This window comes from Chitinilyticum aquatile DSM 21506, assembly GCF_000430805.1.
In the GTDB taxonomy this organism is placed as follows: domain Bacteria; phylum Pseudomonadota; class Gammaproteobacteria; order Burkholderiales; family Chitinibacteraceae; genus Chitinilyticum; species Chitinilyticum aquatile.
In genome coordinates this window covers 265312-282046 of record NZ_AUMS01000008.1, presented here as the reverse complement: position 1 = coordinate 282046, position 16735 = coordinate 265312, and the positions used below count along the sequence as shown (strand labels likewise).

Sequence of the window (16735 nt, the reverse complement as noted above, 5' to 3'; positions counted from 1 at the left end):
GTCAGTGTGGTTTGCAGATGATGCGCGGTGTGTGATTCATCGTGCACCGAGCTGCGCCGGCGTCATTGGCAATGGTGGGCTTGCTGACACCATAGCGGCGTGCCAGTTCGGCATCGGTGATGGCGGCCGGCGCGGCCTGGATTTCGGCACGAACAGCCGGAGTGGTACGGGCGCGCCCGTGCAGACGGAGATTCATTGGCCTGACCTGGAAATCGACGTGCTGAGCGTACCCAAAACCGAACGTGCCAGATAGAGTCGCCAACTGCGGAGAGGTAAATTATGATCCGAGACCAGACGGTTATGCAGTTCCTCGGTAGACCCCGTTTTTTTTCTCTAGAAAGGCATCTGGGTGGTCAGGTTTTGCAGTTCGGCAGAAAAAGGCTTCAAGTCTGGCATAGGCCGGAGTTTATCTGCCGCAATGGCGGCGCTCAGACGTATGGAGCGAAAGTTTCTCAGTTGCCAGCCACCTTCCTTGGATTCCGGCGTAAGGGTAAAGCTAACCTCCCAGCCGTAAGATTTTCCTATCGGAGCCAGTTTGACCAGAGTGGTGGCGCCGGGGAAAACTACGCCACGCTGGAAGCTCATGAAGTTGTCGCCTGTCAATGGTGGAGCAAGGCTGTTTGCCAGATTCTGGACGGTAAGGTCATCAGCGGCATTCCGCTGTTTGACAAAGCTTGCTGCAGCTTTGGGGTCAAGGCTGAAGGCCGCTACCAGAACCCGCCATGATGCTGTTGCAGGATTTACCCCGGTATCCGATGATACGTTGAGTTGCTGAAGCAGATTGTCATCGTCATTGGCCCATAGGGCAGCATGCTGGCGCCAGCCATAAATCCGCAATAGTTCTTCCTCGGCGACAAGTGGCTGATTGCGTGGCGCAGGTAATGCGACTCTTGCATAATCAGCAGCTTCCGCACCTTGCAGTCGCTTCAATGAATCCGTGTCACTGTAATCTTCCAGTGTGTCCAGCAAGGCATCCTGATCATTTGCACTAAGACCGTATGAGGCAAGCAGCCTTCCCAGCCATAATCTTGAAGGTGTTGCAACACTCAACTGAGCCCTGGAATCAACAAAGGCAACGGCAATGCCATTACCTGCGTCGTACCATTCGCCATCAAATCGGACTGATTGTCCAGGAGCGCCCATTCCCAAGGCGAAGCGCTGCGTGGTTGCCAGCAGAAAAACCATCTGATTCAGTGCATTCTGAGTTGCAGCCAGTTCCTCTGCCCGATCTTTTTCTGCGATGGCCAGTTGCAGCGTGCCTGATACGCGCTGCCCGATGAAAGCACCGGCGAGCATCAGGATTGCCAATGCTGCAATCGTCAGTACAAGCACATATCCGCCTTCATTTCGGATTTTCCGGGGGCGATCATTGGTCCAAACTGGCATGACAGCTGAACGGGGCATCAGGAAGATTGTCCTGATTCGAAGAAATTTGGCGGTTTTTTCTTGATCCATGGGTCAGAGGGGATAAAGAAGGTCCACAGCAATTTGCTTTCGTCGCCAGCCCAATTGGGTGTGATGGTTAAGCGCACTGCACGCGGAATTCGTTCAGAAGGCTGATGCAGCGCCTGCCATTCCTTGACCTCATTGCCTGTGTTATCCACATAAGTGAATGCAACAGTGCAATCAGGCCAGCTGGCAATAACAAATTCAGTCTCTCCGGATTGATACAACAGATCGAAACCCGCACGATCATTTGGCTTCAGGCCCAAATTTACCCGCAGTGGAGGTAGTGGTGCTTCCGGTGCTAATGGCAGGCTACTCAGAGCGCTGAAGCCTTTGGCATCCCCAGTAAAGGCATCGGCATCGTCGGCGGGGAGAGGAAAGACGCCACTGATGACCTGCCGCAACCACACCTGGCTGCGGGCCGTACTTTCGCTGCTGCCGATCTCGTCAGTGATTTTTACACGAATCCGGAAGGCGTAATAAAGAGTACCCATCAGCAAGGTCATCACCAGTGTGGTAATTGCCAGCGCAACCAGCATTTCCATCAAGGTAAACCCGTGTTGTGATTGAGGATTTTTTCTCATCAGAAAGGAACCTCTGCTGATGATGCAGCGCGAACCTGGCGTGAGAGCAGAATTACCGCCTCATCGGATAGATAGGGAGTGTCATTTGATGTCTCTGTGAATACATCGTATTGATAGCGATACATCACAGCATCAAATGTGCTGACCCCCCGCGGATAACCGGTTTGTGGGCTTGATTGCTGGATTTTTCGCGTCCAGCGCACTTTCCAGGGGCCGACACGGTTTTCACCCGAAGCAGGGCCACTTTGTGGCAAGGTGCGCACCCAGTCATTGATCTGACGCGTTGCTTCAAGCCGTTCATACTCTGCACGCACACGACTTACAGTGCTCAAGCCACTTTGAGCCCACAGCACGACGGCGATACCGACAGAGGTCACTAGAACAAGAGCCACAAGCACTTCAAGCATGGCAAAGCCGGTATGATGTGAGCGGTGGGTCATTCAGCAATCTCGACACGGCAGTCAGGTGCAATGACTGAATAGCTACCAGCCAATTCTCCGCTGGCATTCCATAGCTTCACTGCGCTGGATGAACAAATCTGAGTGGTCGATATGCGCAGTGGTGGATCGAATACGGCCCTCCACCCCTCCGGCAAATCCAGTACAACTTGGTCCCCAAGGATTAGCGATTCAGATTGTGCATCCAGCCTGATTGCTTCATTACGAACCATGGCCCAGCGGGGGAGTTGTGTCAGGCTTGCACGGTATTCATCCACACGGAACTGCTGTTCCGTGGCATCAAGGCGATTGATGTATGAGGGGGCTACCATACCGATGAGCAGCCCCATCAAGGTGAGTACCACCAGCATTTCCAGAAGCGTAAACCCCGCTCGCAGACGCAGCGGGACGCAATGCCTGCTTTGCATGCCTTCTTATTCTTCCGCAGCCGCTTTTTTCTTAGGGAGCATGCCAATGTCCGCAGCGGAGCCTTCTCCACCTGGCTCGCCATCCGAGCCGAGCGACGTTATGCCAAAGGGGCGACCATCAGGGCCGGGAACGACGTATTTGTAGGGATTACCCCAGGGATCCACTGGCAGTTCGTCTTCCAGATAAGGGCCGCGCCATTTCTTGGCAAGCTTCGATTCACTGGGTTTTGTGACCAGCAAGTCCAGCCCCTGAGCTTCTGTCGGATAAACGCCGATATCCAGGCGCATGGTTTCCAGTGCGCCGCGCAGCAGTTTGACCTGTGTTTCAGCCGTCTGGACTTTTGAAGAGTCAACATGGGAAAACAATTTGGGGCCGACTAGACTGACCAGCATCCCGATAATAACCAGCACCACCAGCATTTCAAGCAATGTAAAGCCCTGACTGTATCGCAAGGGCTGAAAGCGATTACGCATTAGAATTTCACCTCAGTAAGGCTAGCCATAGCCATTACAACACCGACCATGACAAAGCCGATAACAATACCCAATACCAGAATACTGGCCGGTTCGATCAGGGAGACCACCCGCCGTTGCAGTGACTGGTTCTTCTCGCCCCAGTAATGCGCAACGTGCTGCAGCATGGGGGCCAGTTCACCCGATTGCTCGCCAACCTTGATCATCGATAGCGAAGTCGGTTCGAGCAGATTCTGGTGTTCAACTGCCTGTGATAGCGGCTTGCCGCGGTTTACATCATTGCGTACCGCTTCAAGCCGTGATGCTGTGACGGCGAGACGGACAGAGACGGAAGCCAGCTCCAGCGATGGCAGAATCGCTACCCGACTTTGCAGCAGCATCGCTAGGGCAGTGGTCCAGCGCGCAGTTTCACCACTGCGTATCCACTCGCCAAGAATCGGTAGATTGGCGGCAAGGCCAAGCCATTTCAGTCGCAGTTGCGGGTTGCTGCTGGCAGTAATTGCAAGAGCCGTGCCGGCAGCCAGAGCAACCAGCGTAGCAATGAAGTGCTGGTTGAAGAACATGCCTGCTCGCAGTACCACTTCTGAAATCCAGGGAAGCGAGTCAATGCGGCCTTTCAGCAGGCCGGCGAACCGGGGCACTACAAATGAAAAAATGAACAGAATCGCGAGTGTTCCCGTACTGATCAGAATGGTCGGGTACACCAGAGCTTCGCGGGTTTGCGAGCGCATTTTAGCATCGAATTCCATCTGGTCGGCGGCACGGTTCAGTGCCATGCCCAGATTGCTGGTGGCTTCGCCAGCGCGAACCATGGCAAACACATATTCCGGCAAGGACAGCCCTGTCTGCTGCAGTGCACTTGAAAAACCTTCGCCGCCCCGGATGGCGTTGACCATGCGATCCAGCGGGGGGAAGAGCGCAGTATCGCGATTGGCATCACGCAGGGTGTCCAATGCCTGCGCAAGGCTGATGCCGGCATTCGCGAGAGTTGCCAGCTCGCGGACAAGTACCACCAGCTCATCCTGACGGATTTTCTTGCGTCGCCAACCACCTGCGGCGCTGCTGCCTGCCGTGTGAACTTCCAGCTGGAAGACACTCAGCTGCCGTTCCGCAAGCTGGCGCATGGCCTCCTCAGCGGATTCGGCCTCAACCAACCCCGATTCCTGGCGGCCATCTTCTGTCGCAGCGAGAAAGTGAAATTCAGGCATGCTCAATGACCTTGTGCCGAGATGGCAGAGCCGCCAACGGCAAAGACTTCTTCCAGACTGGTTTGACCGCGAACGGCCTTGAGCAGACCGTCTTCATGCAGATAGCGGAAATCCGCATCGATTGCCGCGAGCAAATCCATGTGCGAAGGTGATGGCTTGCTGAGCGCAGCCCGCACGCGTTCTGTCGCTGACAGCATTTCATAAATGGCCATGCGCCCCCGGTAGCCGGTATCACTGCAATGGCTGCAGCCAACTGCCTGGCGGAAGTGCCATTGTTCTTCGGGAATGCCGAGCCTTTGCAGGGATGCTCGTGCGTGAGCGGGCAAGAGCATACGAACATCCAGCGGAGTGCTGCAGTGAGTGCAGAGCTTGCGCACCAGACGCTGTGCGATCACGCCGCGCAGCGTTGCGCCGACGAGGAACTGCTCGACACCCAGATCGACGAGGCGCAGAAAAGCCGTTGCACTGTCGTTGGTGTGCAGGGTTGACAGGACGCGGTGGCCGGTCAGTGAGGCCTGCACGGCAATGCGTGCGGTATCCACGTCCCGGATTTCACCGATCATGATCGTATCCGGGTCGTGCCGGAGGATGGAGCGCAATGCGGCGGTAAAGGTGAAGCCGATGTCACTGTTGACCTGAAACTGGGTAACCCCGTCGATTTTGTATTCGACCGGGTCTTCGACGGTCAGGATGCGTTCGCGTTCCCGGTCGCATGCCGACAGGGCTGCATACAAGGTTGTGCTTTTACCCGAGCCGGTCGGGCCGGTCACCAGAATGATGCCATCCGGAAGGTCCATCCAGCTCTGGAACAGCGCAAGATGGTCGGGTTCGAAGCCGAGGCCATCGAGTGAGAAGCGCTTGTTCTGCGACATTGGCAATAGTCGCATGACGATGGATTCACCAAATATGGCAGGAATGACCGAAACCCGTACGTCAGTTTCGATGCCGGCAGCCCGGCTGGAAAAACGGCCATCCTGCGTCATGCGGCGCTCGGAAATGTCCAGCCCCGAAATCAGCTTGATGCGGCTGACCACGGCATCAAAACGCTCGCGAGGATAATGCTCGGTTGCCTGCAACTGGCCATCAACGCGATAGCGTACGGTAAAGCCGAATTCCAGTGGCTCGATATGCACATCCGATGCGCCCTTGTCGTTGGCGCGAGCGAGCACCCCGTTCACCAGCTCGACGACCGGCGCATCCTCGGCCATGCGACGCAAATCCTGATTGCCGCTACCCTGGGTGCTTTCGCGGTAGACCTCGGCAAGCAGGCGCTCGAAATCGCGCTGGGCAATCAGGCAGCACTCCGGTACGGATTCGAACTGCTGGCGGGTTGTCAGGTACTCGCGCAGGCCGGAGTCCAGCGGGTCACGGCAGATCAGCAGCGGCCGGGAATCCTTGCGCGGCAGCAGTGCAAAGCTGAAGCGCTGGGCGAGTGCCCGGCTGATCTGGCGCTGCAGGTGCTCCTGCTTGATCAGTGGCGCTGCGTCGGCCAAGTCATCGCCGGCAAAGACGGCAAAGCCGAGCTGGGCAGACAGGCATTCCAGCAGCGTGAATTCCGAGATCAGGCCCAGGCGGATCAGAATCGCGCCGAGGCGGTCGCCCTGGCTGCTGCGCTGCAGTTCAAGCGCGCGGGTCAGGCCATCATCATCAATGGCCCCGCGGGCGATGAGAAGTTCGCCCAGGCGCAAGGGGGTGTCATCAGGCACGGCGTATTCTGCAAGGTAGTGAGACTGGGCAGATTGTACCACCGGGGGAGGGCTTTGCCAGCGCAAGCCGAGGGTAGATTGCCGGCTTGTGAGGAGATAGAGCAAAAAAAACCGGAGGGCGAACCCTCCGGTTTTATCAGCTAAGAATCAGATGATTCTTGGCTTAGTTTTGGCCGTTCAGACCAACTTGTGCGTCTTGATCGTTCAGGGTGTCAACACCTTGTGCACGATCGTTAACGTTGCCGCTCAGGTCAACGCCTTGGCTGCTGGAAGCTTCGATGAAGTTGCCGGAAGCCGGGTTGTACAGGTAGTTCTGTACGCGCAGGGTGTTGCCGTTGTCGGTAGTCAGACGCAGGCGCGGAGCATCACCGGAAGTCGGCAGGGCTGCAGTTGCGTTGTTGGCGGAAGTGCTGTGAGCCGGAGCAGAAGTCAGCTTGCCGTCAACATCGGCCGGCAGCATGTTCACAACAGCGCGCGGCTTCAGGGTTGCAACCTTGCCCCACTTGCCGTACATGCCGTCAGCGTGGATGTACTGACCGTATACGTCGATGGTGCGGCTTTCGCTGTTGTTGATCAGGCGCAGAACCGACAGCCAGCCGTCTTGGCGTGCGTTGGCAGCATAGTTGCGAACGTCAATCTTGATCTGGCCGCCCAGGGAAGTCAGCGGGCCCTTGCAAGAGTTGTTTTGTTCGCCGTCGAAGGCGGCATTGTTGTCAGCCTTGACCAGAACGGCGGTAGCGTCGAACGAGCTGGCCGGAATCACGCCAGCAGTAGTGCCGGTGTCATAGCACACGTACTTGGCAGCTGCATCCAAGCCGGCGGTCGGCAGGGTCAGCTTGATCGGGCCGGCCGCGTTGCTGCTGGTGATGGCAACAGCAGTGCCTGCAATTGCAGCACCGCAGTTAGCTGCGTTAGACAGGAACAGTTGCGAACCGGTGTTAACGACAAAACCAGCGCTGGCATTGACGGTCACTTCCAGTTGCTTGGCTTCAACATCACCGGAATCAGCCGGGGTGGTGTACGGAGCGGTTGCAGCTGCGATGGCGGACATGTTGGCCAGCAGGTATTGAACCTTGCCGTCAGCATCGTAACCGAAAGCATTTTGGGTCAGGTTGATGCTACCCAGGTTGGCCAGGGTGTTGCTGACCCAGCTGCCGAAGCCCGGAGGTGTAGCGGTAGCAACACCGTTGTTCTTGAATACGGTCTGGTTCAGAGCCGGATCCAGTTGTGCCTGACGGGTCGGAGCAGTAACGGCAACCTTGATGTTCACCGGGAAGGTGATCAGGGTGGTGTCGTTGGTCGAGCCGCTACGAACGTGTTCGTCAGCCTGAGCGTTGGCTTCGGTGGCGAGAGTAGTCGGAGTGGACAGCGATACGAAGTGCTTGAAGTTGACCGGCAGCTTCTTCACTTCGGTGTCGCACTCACCAACGGTACCAACGATGTTCTTCAAGCCGACGATAGTCGGGTTGTCAGATGCGGTGCCGGACGAAGACAGGGTGATCAGCGGTTGCTTAACCAGAGCGGCCGCGCCTTGGTGCAGAGTCAGTGTTGCGTAGATGATGCTCTTGTCGGTGCTGTCGATGTTCAGAGCTACTACTTCGATTTGACCTGCGGCAGTGCCTTGAGCAACCGCTGCACCGCCGGCGACACCGTCGGTAACGCGGATTTGCGGAGCAACGCCAGCAGCGATAGCCAGACCGGTAGTTTTCCATTCAACGCCAGCCGGCAGCTTGAATTGAACCTGGAAGGTTTGATCCTGGTTGCGCGCGTCAACGTCACCGAAGAAGCGATAGGAAATAGCGGGGGATACCACTTTCTGATCGTTGGAAGTGATTACTTCGCGAGCGATCGAAACGGAGGACGACTGGATTTGGCCGGCAAATGCGGAGCCCGCAGCCACGGTGGCCAGAGCGCCTACGATGAGGCGGGAAATCAGAGTTTGTTTCATAGTCTTCAAGTTCCTTGAACTAACTAATTTGAATACCTTGGCGTGCGGTGTAAAGAGCCAGAAAGCCCTTCCACTCGACCCTGTAAGTGCTAGGTCGGTGAATCATACCGCGTCCCGGTGCCGCGAGGCAATGCTTGGTATTAATGCGTTGCAAAATCCACGGGTGATAAAGCTCTGCGTCAAACCGCATTGCGTTGAACGATAGCGTGTTGCCTGCAATGTTACAAGTGGGGGGGTGCGATAGATTATTCGAGCGGCAAGCGCTGTTGCGTGCGTGCTACTGCGGTCTGTCGGCTCTTTTCTGCAGAAAAAGCCAAATAAAAACAAGGGTATGCTAATAGACTTGTGCCGTTGCTGTGGGCAGTGCGGGTGTTGCAGTGCGCAAAAGTGGCGATTCAGAGGGGGAATTTACTCTTGCGTCATTTGAATGTAACACAGGGTTATATTTGGGTATGCTTCCATGACCATTTATTTGCAATGGCTATGGTTGCATAGGTTGTAGGGTATGGCGTTTTGAGTGGTGTGGTGATGTTGTGATTTTGCAACAATGCTGGGGGTGGTGGCTTGTGAAACGGCGCCTGTCATGCAAGAGGGCCGGCATGCCGGCCCTCTTGCTGTCTGTGACATAAGTTACAGTATTTATTTCACATAACCGCCTTTCTTCAGTGCATCCATCAGCTCTTTTTTCAGTTGCTCGTCAGTGACCGGTGTATTTCCGGTTGCGGGAGCTGCCGGTGCGCTACCTGTTGTGGTGGGTTGCGTTGCCGGTGCGGGTGTGCTGGATGCGACTGGGACCTCGTCGCCACTGACCGGCCGTGTTTCAACTACAGTTTCTGCCGCGCTGACTGGCGACGTGGCGGCTGCGTTTGGAGCGGTCTGCGGCGATGGTTTGCCATAAGGTTGAGATATTGCACGTCCGGTAATGCTGGCAGGCTGTGCCGCTGAACTGCTTGCGCTGTTTGCGTTTGTAATTGTTGATGAATTGATTTCGGGTTGTGGGGTTTTCCGCCAGAGTGGTTCACTCCACGGCAGGCGCTGGCGGAAGGCGTCCGCAATCGATTCTAGATCGAAGTCGTCTTCCACCGCATAGGCGGTGATCAGCATGACCAGCTCAGTGCGGTTGCCGCTGTTTTTTTCGTTCTTGAACAGACTGCCAACTACTGGCACATCCATGGCATACGGAACGCCGCCATTGGCATTGCTGGATGTATCGGAAATGATGCCGCCGAGAATCACTGTGTTGCCGTCGCGAACGGTCAACTTGGTGTCAATTTTTTTGGTTCCGATGGTCGGACTGTCAATGCCGGAGACCGTGGTCTGGTTTGCTGTACTGACTTCCTGGGTGATCGTGAGCTCAATGCGCCCACCGTTATGCACGACTGGTTTGACGTTCAGTGTTGTGCCGGTCTGACGGTACTGGACCGTGGAGAGGACTTTGTCGGTTGCTCCGCTGTTGGCGTTGCTTTGCGTCGAGGTGATGATGGGGACTTCTTCGCCGATGGTGATCGAGGCCTGTTCGCCGCTGCGCGTGAGCAGGCTAGGGTTGGATAGTGTGCGCGCCAGATTCTGTGATGCCAGGGCATTAAGAACTACGGTGGCATTAGAGCTACCGGCACGTGGCTGGATGCCTTTGGTTGAGTCCAGTAGAAGCCCGCCCTTGCCCAGGGTGAGAGTGCCGATGCCAAGTTTGCCGAGGTCAATATTGCGAACCATCCATTCAAACCCAAGCTCATTCGTGGCACTGGTCTTGACTTCGGCAACGGTGACGTTGATGAGTGCGCTGCGGGCCGGCTTGTCGAGTTCGCGGATCAGCGTGTACCACTGTTGGTATTCGGCTGGCGTGGCCTTGATGATCAGGCTGTTGGTGGCTTTGTCGACAACGGCACGGCCGCCTGCATTGGCAGGTGCTGTTGTTTTGCCGTCGCCACCGGTTGAGGCGCCGCCACCCCCAAGAACCTGGGATAGTGTGTTGGCGATCTCTGAGGCGTCAGCATTGCGTACTGGGTAAATGAAGTAGTTGCCATTGCGCGCCTGGCTGGGTTGGTCGAGCTCTTCGGCCCAGTGCAGGATGTGGTCGAGCAGGGGCTGGTTGTTGACGAAGACGAGTACCGAATTGAGCCCGGAAACGGGCACAAGCAGGGCTGGAGTGTTTGCTGAAGGGCTGTTGGAACTGTAATAGCCTTCAGCCATCAGTATTTCGTTGAGACGCTTGGCCATTTCGTCGGCGGACCAGTACACCGGGTTGATGCGGGCGCCCACGCGGCCGCGCATCAGTGGCTGGTCGAGCGAGTTCAGTGCCTGCATGGCGGCGCTGATGTTCTGCGGTGATCCACTAATCATTAATGCATTTCGGGTCGCATCATCACGCACGGTGATGCGAGTGCCAAAAATGCTGGTCAGCCAGGTCATGGCCTGGGCGGTCTGGGTATTCTGCAGTTCAACCAGATAAAACTGGGGGCGCACGCTCTGCGGTACTTCCGGCATGGCGCGTCCGCGGCGAATTTCCGGCAGTGTGCCAGCATCGCCGGCTTCGGGGACAAAGCGGGTTACGCCGGGCAAATCCTGCACGGCAATGCCATAGGATTGCAGCACGGTATTGGCGGCGGTGTAGAGCTGGCTGGGCGTCATGGGTTTGCCCGAGCGCATGCTGACCAGATCGCGGCGCGACAGAATTTGCGGGTCGATATTGATCGTGCGCTTGAGGATGACACCATATACCGACTGGATGAATTGCGGCAGTGGCATCGCATCGAAGGCCACGGTGGCTTCCTTGCCCTTTTCGTCCTCGAATTTGGGCGGGGTTTGCGTGGCGACCGGTGGCTGCTTGCTGACCGGCGCAGCCGGAATTTTATAGATGGCTGTCTGGGCGGGTTTGTCATCGGTGCCGCCGATGACGGTACCCTTGCCCTCGGTGTTATTGTCGCGGGTCTGGGTCGGGTTCAGCGGGGTGGCTTCCGGCCATGGGGCGGGCTGGGCGCAGGCCGTCAGTAGTGCGGCTAGTGCGAGTGCCAGTGGCTTGAAACGGAAGTGAGGGGTAATGCTTGCGGTCATGGGTGTTGCCTGGCTGTATTCGTGTGAAAAGTGGCCCTTGTCTGGCCTGTGCTGACGCCGTTGTGCGTCGTCAGTCTCCGAAGCGCATGGTCATGTTTTTCTGGTTGTTGCCTGCCGGGCGGATGATGACTTCGCGGCTGTTGACCGCGATGAGCTTGCTGCCGTCGGGAAGCAAATCGCCAGCTTTGTAGGTTTTGATTTCCCCGGCAGGCGATTGCAGTAATGCGCTGGTGGTCTTGTTTTCCGTGACAATGGCGACACGGCGCCAGGTTTCCGTGGTGACGGCGCTGGCCGTGTTGGCTTGCTGTGCCTGTATATCCCATGGGGCGGCTTCGCCGAGCGTTTTCAGGTCATTTTTCAGAGGTGGGCTGATGACAAGCGCAGGGGTGGCATTGCGGGCTGCCGTGCCAACGATCTTGCCGGGCTTCGGGGCGCTATATCCGTACCAGCTCAGGATGCCGACCAGAAGGCAAAGTCCGAGCGTGACGCTGACCAGTCTGCTGAAATTTACCATTTGATTTCCACTATCTTTGCGGGTTGCTGGGTTTCCGGTGCGCTGGCGCTGCCAGTTTGTGCAATTGGCGCTGGTTGGATGCTGCTGGTGCTTGCTTCCGCTGGCTCGCTGGCGTCGGGTGCGATGCGCCCGAGGCTGAGCAGTGCTATTTCTAGCTGTTTGGTGGTTGTGTTGAGGCTCAATTGTTCGATGCGGGTAATGCGTTCACCGCCTTCCGTGAGCTGGAAGATCTTGCCAATGCTGGCTGGCGTGAAGGGGGCGCGAATCGTGCTGCGCACCTCAAGCAAAGGGCAGGGGGCGCTACTGCATGCCAGGTTTTGCTGGTCGCTTGCTTCGTCGGTGCTTTGCAGGACGGGCTGGCTTGGCTGGACATTGGCGATGCCTGCATCAGCAAGTTCGCCAGCGAGCCAGCTTGAGTAGCTGGTTTGCAGGATGGCAGGAGATGGTGCCTGCCAAAGGGCTGCATCAATCTGCTGGGTATTGCGCTCGATGCTTGCCTGCAGGCTTGCCTGATTGTTCGGGCCATTGAGTTTGCGCAAGAGTGCGGTATTGCGCTCGGCCCCCTTCAGTACCTGTTGTTCGAGTGTTTGTCGCGCATCCATCATTGACAGTACGCTGCTGCTTGCCGCGATCGTGATGATGGCCGCGAGCGCCATTTGCAGTCGCGGGTTGCTGCGGATTTCCTGCAGAAGCCGCGCGAGTTGATGTTGCAATGCGCTTGGGGGTCGCTTGCGTGATGTTGTGTCTGATGTGCTTGCGTTCATGCCGTTCCTGCCGGACTGCGGTGTGCGGGGTTCATGTCTGGAATTTTGTGAATATTCACTTTTCGGTGTCTGGCTCGGCATCGTCAGGCTGGGGCAGCTGGAGCTGCAGCTTGATCATGCCGCGTGGCGGGTCGGGAATCAGGCCAATGTCGCTGAATAGGCCTGTTTTTTCCAGGGCGGTGATCAGCTCGGATGCGTTGGCCTTGCCGCCAAGACGGAATGTGGCGCTTACGCTGTTGCTGCGATACAGCCACTCGCTCAGATAGACGTCTGATGCTGAGCCCAGTATGCCTTTGCGAGCCAGCTCTGCGAGCAAAACGCTTTGCCTGGGTTGTTCGCTGAGCTGGTTGATTCTTTCAATCTCCGGGGTCTGCTCTTGTAGGGTCGCTTCAAGTTTTGCAAGAGCCTCGGTAGCTTGTTGCAGCTTGTGCTTTTCCTGTTTCTGATTGGCCAGCTCTGTTTTGAGGCGTTGGATTTTTACGCCTTCCAGCGTGCCGGCCAGTATGAGAATGAGCAGGGCGGCAGTGAACAGCATGAGCCAGCCCGGGACGGTTGGAGCAAGCGCCGATTGCCCGCGCCAGCCTGCTACTGGCCTGCGCATTCTGGGCAGCAGAACCGGTGTGTTGAGATCCCCCCCCTGGTTTTGACCGAGGTCGCGCAGGAAATCCTGTTGTTCCTGGGGTGTGGGTGGGTTCTGCAGCCAGCGGGTGCGGTAAATTTGCTGGTCGTTGATTCCTTCCAGTTCAAAGCCCTCGCTGCAGCGCAGGCTGCGAACTCCTTGTTCTAGAGGCGCGCGCCAGAGCGGTTCGGGCCAGGGTTGAATGCGCTGGCCGGCAAACATCAGCTTGGCCTGTTCATCATCCCAGTACCAGATGTGGGCTTCTTCGTTTTGCACCTGAAAGCAAAAGCCTGTCTGCGGAAAAATGGCAAGTTGCTGCAATCTAAGACGAATGGCTGGTGCCTGGTGCTTTTCAGGAATACCTTTGAGCGGGATGCGGGTGTAATGGCAATACTTGCGAGGCATCAATTGCAGGCCGGGCAAAAAGCCAAGCCAGCGCGGGAGGGCCAGCAGAAGCTGGCGCAGCTGTTCAGTTGCTGCGCCCAGTTGAATTTGTAGTCGAGTGCTTGTCACGTTGATCTTTCTCGTGCTGTGCGAGGTAGGGCATTGAAAATGCTGGCCTGGCTGCCAGCCGGCAATTTTATAGGCTGTTGCTGTTGTCGTGTGCATTATTTTCCGCTGGGAGGCTCGCATCGGTATTCTGTCCTTGCGTTCCCTTTGGGGTGTTGCCGATAATGCTCCCTTTTCCTTTCAGGTGCTCCCGTCCCGCTTGTACTTGTTGTCAGGCGTGTTCTTCGGGCACGATTTCGAAGCTGCTCGTTCGCAGCTTGAGGCATTCTTCATGCACAAAAGTTCTTATGAACACATGGCGGCGTGTGCCGGACAGTTTCTTGATGGCAACAAGCCTCTGAGTATCCTTGATATCGGCAGTTATGATGTAAATGGCAGCTACCGTCCTGTCTTTGACCGTCCTGGCTGGCAATACCGCGGCGTTGATCTTGCTGCGGGGCCCAATGTTGATCTGGTGCTGGAGTCGCCCTACCGCTTGCCTCTGGCTAGTCGCAGTGTCGATGTGGTCGTGTCGGGGCAGGCATTTGAACATGTACCTTTTTTCTGGTTGTCCTGGCTCGAGATGGTGCGTGTGGTGAAGCCCGGTGGTCATATTTTCCTGATCGCGCCATCAAGGGGGCCGGAGCATCGCTATCCTGAGGATTGCTGGCGTTTTTATCCGGATGGTTTTCAGGCGCTAGCGGCATGGGGTAGGGTGCATGCCTTGTCCATCCATACTGACTGGACGCCTCATCATGATGCGGATAGTGCCTTGTGGGGCGATACGGTTGGTGTATTCCAGGTGCCCGAGCAGAGCCTCTGGACACGTTGTCGCGCGGGTCTGATTTGCCGTCTGGCGCAGCGTCTGGTGCCCGGATGCTGAAATTGCTTGAAGGGTCTACGCGGGCCAGTCTGCTTGTTGCGCTGACCCAGCGCGAAGTGCAGGGGCGTTACAAAGGCTCCTGGCTCGGCTTGGGCTGGTCCTTGCTGGGGCCGATGCTGATGCTGCTGCTCTATACGCTGGTATTTACCGAGGTGATGAGGGCTCGCTGGCCGGGCATCTCCGAGCAGGGAGGGCGGACAGGTTTTGCGCTGATGGTGTATTGCGGGATGCTGGTACACGGCTGGATGGCCGAGATTCTGGTTCTTAGCCCTCAAGCGTTGATCAGACAGAGCAATTATGTCAAAAAGGTGGTGTTTCCTCTTCCGTTGCTGCCAGTGGTTGGTGTACTGGCGGCAGGAGTCAATGCGCTGATCGGTCTCAGCTTGCTGCTGGTTCTTAATGCCATTCTTGGTAGCGGCCTGCATTGGTCTGCAATCGCTTTGCCGTTGGTGTGGTTGCCGCTGCTGTTGCTCGGGCTTGGGCTGGCCTGGCTACTTACTGCGCTTGGTACCTATCTGCGTGATATAGCCCAACTGACCGGCTTTGCTGCGACAGCCCTTTTGTTTGCCAGTCCAGTTTTGTACCCAGCTAGCGCGGTTCCCGCCTTCCTGCGCCCATGGATGCATCTCAATCCGCTCACCTGGCTGATCGAGTCAACCCGTGCCGTGCTGCTGCTTGGTCAGTGGCCTGACCTGGGGCAGTGGCTGTTGATGCTATCGTTGTCGACTTTATTGGCATTTTTCGGGTTCTGGTTCTTCCGTCGCGTGCAAAAGGGGTTTGCTGATGTCCTCTGAGATTCAGCAGGATGAGCTGCTGCAGGATGTTGTCATCCGGGTTGATGCGGTAGGCAAGCGTTATCCGCGCGGGCGGCATCCGTGGCAATTGATCTGGCATGCCTTGCGTGGAAGCCCGGTCGGTGGTGAGGATGAGGGGTATACTGCGTTAGCTTCTGTTTCATTTGAGGTGCGGCGTGGTACTACGGTGGGTATTATTGGCCGCAATGGCGCAGGTAAGTCGACTTTGCTGCAAATGCTTTGTGGTACTTTGCAGCCGACTTCTGGCTCGCTGCATGTGGAAGGCCGCGTGGCGGCTTTGCTTGAACTTGGTGCAGGATTTAATCCCGATTTCACCGGACGGGAGAATGTGTATCTGAATGCCAGCCTCTATGGCTTGACCCGCCGTGAGGTGGATGGGCGTATGGCAAGTATTGAGGCGTTCGCAGAGATTGGCGAGTTTATTGATCAGCCCGTCAAGACCTACTCCAGTGGCATGTTCGTTCGCCTTGCCTTTGCTGTGCTTGCGCATGTTGATGCCGATGTGCTGATCATCGATGAGGCGTTGGCGGTAGGGGACGCCTATTTCACCCAGAAATGCATGCGCTTTCTGCATCAGTTTCGCGAGCACGGCACCTTGCTTTTTGTCAGTCATGACACAACTGCTGTGATGGCCCTTTGCTCGTACGCGGTATGGCTGGAGGCTGGCAAGGTGCGAGAGCAAGGGCCGGCAAAGGGGGTGTGCGAAAGCTATCTGGCTGCATTATTTGCCAGCGAGGAGCGCAGCGATGATCCGGCCGCCCAGTTGCATGAGCCTTTGCCCGAACTGCCGTGGCACGATCAGCGTGAGCCATGGCTAAATACTACACCACTGCGGAATGATGTTGAGGTCTTTCGGTTTCGAACTGATGCGCTGCGTTTTGGTGCTGGTGCCGCCCGTATCCAGAATGTGTCATTACTTGATGATGCCGGGCGAGCATTATCTTGGATGGTGGGGGGCGAACAGGTATCTCTGGAAATCCGCTTGCAGTGTCACGGCATGTTACGAGCACCGATTGTGGGTTTTTATATCAAGGATCGGCTTGGACAAACCCTTTTTGGTGAAAATACCTATCTGTTCGCGCGCCCCGGCCCTCTGATGGGGGGGAGCTCCATTCTGGCTCGTTTCGTCTTCCGTTTGCCTTATTTGCCAGTAGGAGATTACTCCCTGGCTGTGGCCGTGGCTGATGGCACACCTGACGATCATGTCCAGCATGACTGGATTCATGATGCATTGTTTTTGCGGTCGCACGCCAGTTCGGTGGGCACCGGGCTGGTTGGTTTGCCAATGCAGCGGGTCGAGTTGCTGCAACTCGATCCGGCTTGATTCCATCTTGCAAAGCCATGTTCCAAATTTACATTTAAGAGTCTG

16 protein-coding genes are annotated in these 16735 nt (G+C 56.7%); 3 read left to right on the top strand and 13 right to left on the bottom strand.

Going from position 1 to position 16735, the window contains the following annotated elements:
- Position 1: 1 nt before the first annotated feature.
- The 13 genes from H559_RS0108040 to H559_RS0107985 form a co-directional block, all read right to left on the bottom strand.
- Positions 2-196, bottom strand: a complete 195-nt coding sequence (locus tag H559_RS0108040) for a hypothetical protein (RefSeq protein WP_028452281.1) — start codon at positions 194-196, stop codon at positions 2-4.
- Between the two features lie 137 nt (positions 197-333).
- On the bottom strand, positions 334-1455 hold the full coding sequence (locus H559_RS0108035) for a type II secretion system protein GspK (protein ID WP_081412941.1): 1122 nt from the start codon (positions 1453-1455) through the stop codon (positions 334-336).
- Positions 1404-2030, bottom strand: a complete 627-nt coding sequence (locus H559_RS0108030) for a PulJ/GspJ family protein (protein WP_081412940.1) — start codon at positions 2028-2030, stop codon at positions 1404-1406. The genes H559_RS0108035 and H559_RS0108030 overlap by 52 nt, the downstream gene beginning before the upstream one ends.
- Positions 2030-2470, bottom strand: coding sequence for a hypothetical protein (locus H559_RS22625; protein ID WP_155845336.1), 441 nt, complete (start codon positions 2468-2470; stop codon positions 2030-2032). The genes H559_RS0108030 and H559_RS22625 overlap by 1 nt, the downstream gene beginning before the upstream one ends.
- A complete protein-coding gene (locus H559_RS19500; protein WP_081412939.1) occupies positions 2467-2895 on the bottom strand; it encodes a prepilin-type N-terminal cleavage/methylation domain-containing protein in 429 nt (142 codons plus the stop codon). The genes H559_RS22625 and H559_RS19500 overlap by 4 nt, the downstream gene beginning before the upstream one ends.
- Positions 2896-2901: 6 nt before the next feature.
- A complete protein-coding gene (gspG, locus tag H559_RS0108020) occupies positions 2902-3369 on the bottom strand; it encodes a type II secretion system major pseudopilin GspG (RefSeq protein ID WP_028452278.1) in 468 nt (155 codons plus the stop codon).
- On the bottom strand, positions 3369-4577 hold the full coding sequence (locus H559_RS0108015) for a type II secretion system F family protein (RefSeq protein ID WP_028452277.1): 1209 nt from the start codon (positions 4575-4577) through the stop codon (positions 3369-3371). The genes gspG and H559_RS0108015 overlap by 1 nt, the downstream gene beginning before the upstream one ends.
- Positions 4578-4579: 2 nt before the next feature.
- Positions 4580-6283, bottom strand: a complete 1704-nt coding sequence (locus H559_RS19495; protein ID WP_211230909.1) for a GspE/PulE family protein — start codon at positions 6281-6283, stop codon at positions 4580-4582.
- A 163-nt stretch (positions 6284-6446) separates the two neighbouring features.
- Positions 6447-8231, bottom strand: a complete 1785-nt coding sequence (locus H559_RS0108005) for a hypothetical protein (protein ID WP_028452276.1) — start codon at positions 8229-8231, stop codon at positions 6447-6449.
- A gap of 639 nt (positions 8232-8870) precedes the next feature.
- Positions 8871-11282: a secretin GspD/PilQ domain-containing protein gene (locus H559_RS0108000; protein ID WP_028452275.1), complete on the bottom strand. Its 2412-nt coding sequence runs from the start codon at positions 11280-11282 to the stop codon at positions 8871-8873.
- A 70-nt stretch (positions 11283-11352) separates the two neighbouring features.
- Positions 11353-11796, bottom strand: coding sequence for a hypothetical protein (locus tag H559_RS21615; RefSeq protein WP_028452274.1), 444 nt, complete (start codon positions 11794-11796; stop codon positions 11353-11355).
- Positions 11790-12509, bottom strand: coding sequence for a hypothetical protein (locus H559_RS0107990; RefSeq protein WP_155845335.1), 720 nt, complete (start codon positions 12507-12509; stop codon positions 11790-11792). Before H559_RS0107990 ends, H559_RS21615 begins: the two co-directional genes overlap by 7 nt.
- Before the next feature lie 106 nt (positions 12510-12615).
- The gene (locus tag H559_RS0107985) at positions 12616-13812 is read right to left on the bottom strand and encodes a PilN family protein (protein WP_155845334.1); all 1197 of its coding nucleotides are present in this window, start codon (positions 13810-13812) and stop codon (positions 12616-12618) included.
- A 13-nt stretch (positions 13813-13825) separates the two neighbouring features.
- On the opposite strand from H559_RS0107985, the gene H559_RS22165 reads away from it, so the two are divergent.
- Genes H559_RS22165 through H559_RS0107965 form a run of 3 tightly spaced genes read left to right on the top strand, consistent with a single transcriptional unit; the run spans position 13826 to position 16690 of the window.
- Complete coding sequence (locus tag H559_RS22165; RefSeq protein WP_211230908.1) at positions 13826-14551, top strand: methyltransferase domain-containing protein; 726 nt, start codon at positions 13826-13828, stop codon at positions 14549-14551.
- Positions 14545-15345, top strand: a complete 801-nt coding sequence (locus H559_RS0107970; RefSeq protein WP_051279108.1) for an ABC transporter permease — start codon at positions 14545-14547, stop codon at positions 15343-15345. Before H559_RS22165 ends, H559_RS0107970 begins: the two co-directional genes overlap by 7 nt.
- On the top strand, positions 15335-16690 hold the full coding sequence (locus H559_RS0107965; protein WP_081412938.1) for an ABC transporter ATP-binding protein: 1356 nt from the start codon (positions 15335-15337) through the stop codon (positions 16688-16690). The genes H559_RS0107970 and H559_RS0107965 overlap by 11 nt, the downstream gene beginning before the upstream one ends.
- Positions 16691-16735 lie beyond the last annotated feature (45 nt).